Genomic DNA, 4,024 nt, shown 5'->3' on the forward strand with positions numbered 1-4,024 from the left:
GTTCTGGGGGCGGCAGAACTTCTTTGCCGTGAGCGAGACTTCAACGGTACCGTCAGGTTCGTCTTCCAGCCGGCGGAGGAGCACGGTCGCGGTGCGAAGGCAATGATGGCGGATGGTTTGTTCGATCGCTTTCCGGTTGACGCAATCTACGGCGCTCACAACATGCCGGGCATGCCAGCAGGTCACATTGCGACGCGCACCGGCGGGATCATGGCTAGCGAGGATAATTTCGTCATCCAGATCCAGGGACGAGGCACGCATGCTGCTCGACCTCACATGGGTATCGACCCAATGGTGATCGGTGCCGAGATAGTATTGGCTTTGCAGACCATCGTTTCGCGGAACGTCGATCCTAGTTTGTCTGCTGTGATTTCCTGCACCGAATTCATCACCGACGGCATCCGTAATGCGATTCCCACGCATGTCACGATAAAGGGAGACACCAGGAGCTACAGCCCTGACGTCCAGAGTCTGCTCGAGAAGCGCATGCGAGAAATCAGTGAAGGCATCTGTCATATGCATGGCGCTACGTGCGAGTTCGAGTACACCCACGAGTTCGCGCCTACCGTGAACTGGGCGAAGAACACGGAAATTGCCATTGCAGCTGCACGCAATGTTGTGGGCGAAAAAGCGGTCAACCCTGAGGTGTCTCCAATGATGATCTCGGAGGATTTCGGCGCGTTCATTCAGAAAGTGCCAGGGAACTTCGTGTTCATTGGCAATGGTGCGCAAGGATTGGACGGAGCGACACCACTGCATAATGCTGGCTACGACTTCAACGATGAGATATTGGCTACCGGTGCGAAGTATTTTGCCGAGCTGGTGAGAGTCAGCCTCCCAGCAGTAAGATAAAACTATCGGTACACCACCAGCGGTGAACGGCTATTTTTAGCCGTTTTCTGCACTATCGACAACGTTGTGGTTTAACTTGGGCGAATAAGCCAAAGACCTTTCTCGGTGCTTCAACCAATGCCAGCGAGAAAGGCCATGGGCGTGATAAATGAGAGGTGGGTGGTGGATGATGCACCAGTCGTCCCAACCGATTCCGATTGAGTTATGTTAGGTGGCTATCTAAAAGAGATCTGTCATGTCCAAACTCGCCGAATACCGCCAACTCGAAAAGCATCTGGCCGAGCAGATCCAAGCTCTCGAAGCTCTCAAAGACGATGCTGGCCTTCAGAAAGAAATCGAATTTGAAGCGAAGCTGCGCGCATTGCTCGCCGAGTACGGTTACAGCCTGCCGAAAGTGATCAACTTGCTCGATCCACAAGCGGGCCGTCGCGCTCCGGTCGTCGATTCCAAAACTGGCAAACGTAAGCCTCGCCAAGTGAAGGTCTACAAAAATCCTCACACCGGTGAAGTCGTCGAAACAAAAGGCGGCAACCACAAAACTCTGAAGGAGTGGAAAACCGAACATGGCTCCGATGTGGTCGAGTCCTGGCAGATCAAGTAATTTTGGTTTGAGCACAAAGGGCCATTCAGGGCCCTTTGTGTTTTGAACGCTAGGCTGTAGTGAAGTGGAGATATGAATGCTTCAGATCCAGGGCGTTAAGACCACGACCGCAACTGGTAGCGCTACCGCAGCTAGCAATGTCTGACTGGCTATGATCCCGGCCATGAGAGGCGCATCACCGCCGAGCTGTCGCGCCATTATGTAGGACGATGAAGCCGTGGGAAGCGCCTGAAAAAGCAATGCTGCGATTGCCGCTTTGCCTTCCAAGCCAACAATACGACAGACGAACAGCGTGACGACCGGCATCAGCAAAAATTTGAACGCGGAGGAGTAAGCCACCGGTCGCACCCAACTACGTACTGAGCCCAGTTCCAGAGCTGCTCCCACACAAAGCAGTCCCAGCGGCAACGAAGCCTGCCCCAGTGCCTTGATCACCGGCTCGATGCCAGCGGGCATGCCCAGATTCGCCGCTTGAAGCAAGATCCCGCCCAAGCAGGCCAGTACCAATGGGTTGAGTGCGAGCTGTCTGGCGACCTTGGCCGCTGACATCCTGCCACCTGCGCCATAGCGGGCGAATACCAGCACACAGAGGATATTCACAGTTGGCACGATGGCCGCATTGGCCACCGCTGCCAGTGCGATGCCCTGGGCTCCGAACAGGCCGGCCACAGCGGAGACGCCGACGTAGTTGTTGAAGCGCACACCGCCCTGGAAAACCGAGGTGAAAGCCGGGTCATTGCCCTTGAGAATCTGGCGTGTGCTGACTAGCAGCGCCGCGACAGTGACGGTCGAAAAGACCAGAGCGGTGATCATGCCCTGTACGGGCACGTTTTCCAGTTTTGCAGTCGCCAGGCCATGCAGGAACAAGGCGGGCAGGAGAACGTAGTAGCCCAGACGTTCGGCCTGCGGCCAGAAGGCATCCGCCAGAAACTGACTGTGTCTGAGCCATGCGCCGAGGCTGATGAGGATGGCAATGGGCACCAGAGCCAGCAAAAGCTCCGCAATCATGAGTCTGCCTCCAAGGCGCGACTCAGCGGATTTTCCCGACTGCTCGGCAACCGGCTGTTCGTGGTTTTTGACGCGTACATGGCACCAACCCATCAATGTCTGGATGGGCTCTAAGATAAGAACTGGCAACCAAAAATAAAAACGATGAAAAATCCACGGATCAACAAGTATTTCTCATGGGTCGTCATTCCGACGTTTGCTGCTGAATGACGTTTGCCAATGCTGCCGCCAGCCGACCGCGCGGACGATCCTCGCGCTCCAGCAACACGACACGGCGAATTCTTTGCGGCGAGCCGAATGGCTGGATCTTCAGATGGCCGAGTTGTTCGAGGTTTCGACGTGAGAGAGGAACCACCGCAACACCCAGGCCTTGGGTGACCATCTGAATGATCGCCTCCTGGCTGTCCAGTTCCATGGCGGTGTTCACCCGCAGGCGCAGTCGACGCAGCTCGCGCTCAATGGTGCGTCCGGCCCAGGCCCGGCGATCGAACCGAATAAAAGGCTGTTGCTCCAGCAACTGCCGGGTGTCCAGTCCGGCCAATGCCGAAGGAGCGATGATCCAGAAGCCTTCTTCGTACAAGGTTGTGCTGACGAGGCCATAGGGATGGGGTTTGACCGGCTCGGTGGTGATGGCGACGTCGAGTTCGCCGGCCTCTAGCCGTGTCGCCAACTCGGCGGACATCCCCGAGGCAACGGTCAAGCGCAGATGAGGATGCAGGACGCCCAGCGTCACCAGGGCCTGGGGCAGGATGCTGGCGAGGGCCGTATGAATCACGCCGATTTTCAGCCTGCCGCGCAGTTCACTGTCGCCGCCGATTTCCGCTGCAATGCTATCGTACAGCGTGACGATCTCACGCGCTCGCTCCACCGCCACATGGCCTGCGTCGGTCAATACCGGCAGCCGGCGTGAGCGATCAAACAGAGAGGCATTGAACTCTTCTTCGAGTGATTTGATATGCAGGCTGATCGCCGATTGGGTCAGGTGCACGCTCTGCGCGGCTTGTACGAAGGAGCCGTGTTGGGCGATTGCCAGCAGAGTGCGAAGTGCGCGTAGTGACATAGGGGGCAGGACTGCTCAGTGAGTCGTGCCGTCGATTCTGCCAGACGCGGCCAGAATCGACGACAGGCTCGTTGAGCACTTGTTCAGAACGTGTAAGCGGTCCCGGCTTGTAGCGTTCTTGGGGCATGGCCGCTTGAGCAATCTGGATATCGATCGTCTCGGTCATTCCCATTGAGAGGAATACGAGCTCACTAATTGCGAGGCTTGTCGTAAAAAGGCCAACAATGCTTTAACTGTTGGCAGCCCCTCCTTTTGCATAGGGTAGGCGAGAGGGCATAACTTTCTCAGCCTGGTGGGTACAGCGAAGTGTTTACCCAACCAGTGATGGTCAAATCAGGTCTCACTTGGCAGTTTGATCGCAATCATTTCTCCGCTTACACATACGTTCCCATCAGCGCTTAGGGATAGTTCGATGATCGCTTTTCGATCACTGATTGATTTGAGCTTCCCTTGGAGAAAGAGCTCCACCCCGAGCGGCGTTGGCTTATGGTAAACGACGGTCA

At 56.2% G+C, this 4,024-nt stretch carries 4 protein-coding genes; 2 read left to right on the forward strand and 2 right to left on the reverse strand.

Features of this window, described 5'->3' with window-relative positions:
• Both ACRESJ_RS11160 and ACRESJ_RS11165 read left to right on the forward strand, forming a co-directional pair.
• The coding region (locus tag ACRESJ_RS11160; protein ID WP_431757949.1) for an amidohydrolase at positions 1–852 on the forward strand (852 nt) is incomplete at its 5' end.
• Between the two features lie 235 nt (positions 853–1,087).
• Positions 1,088–1,453: a histone-like nucleoid-structuring protein, MvaT/MvaU family gene (locus ACRESJ_RS11165; protein WP_419709705.1), complete on the forward strand. Its 366-nt coding sequence runs from the start codon at positions 1,088–1,090 to the stop codon at positions 1,451–1,453.
• Between the two features lie 81 nt (positions 1,454–1,534).
• Here ACRESJ_RS11165 and ACRESJ_RS11170 read toward each other — a convergent pair whose 3' ends face one another.
• Both ACRESJ_RS11170 and ACRESJ_RS11175 read right to left on the reverse strand, forming a co-directional pair.
• Complete coding sequence (locus ACRESJ_RS11170) at positions 1,535–2,461, reverse strand: AEC family transporter (protein ID WP_431757950.1); 927 nt, start codon at positions 2,459–2,461, stop codon at positions 1,535–1,537.
• A gap of 184 nt (positions 2,462–2,645) precedes the next feature.
• Complete coding sequence (locus ACRESJ_RS11175) at positions 2,646–3,521, reverse strand: LysR substrate-binding domain-containing protein (RefSeq protein WP_431757951.1); 876 nt, start codon at positions 3,519–3,521, stop codon at positions 2,646–2,648.
• Between the last annotated feature and the right edge of the window lie 503 nt (positions 3,522–4,024).

The sequence above is a fragment of the Pseudomonas sp. genome (assembly GCF_050739655.1).
Taxonomy (GTDB): domain Bacteria; phylum Pseudomonadota; class Gammaproteobacteria; order Pseudomonadales; family Pseudomonadaceae; genus Aquipseudomonas.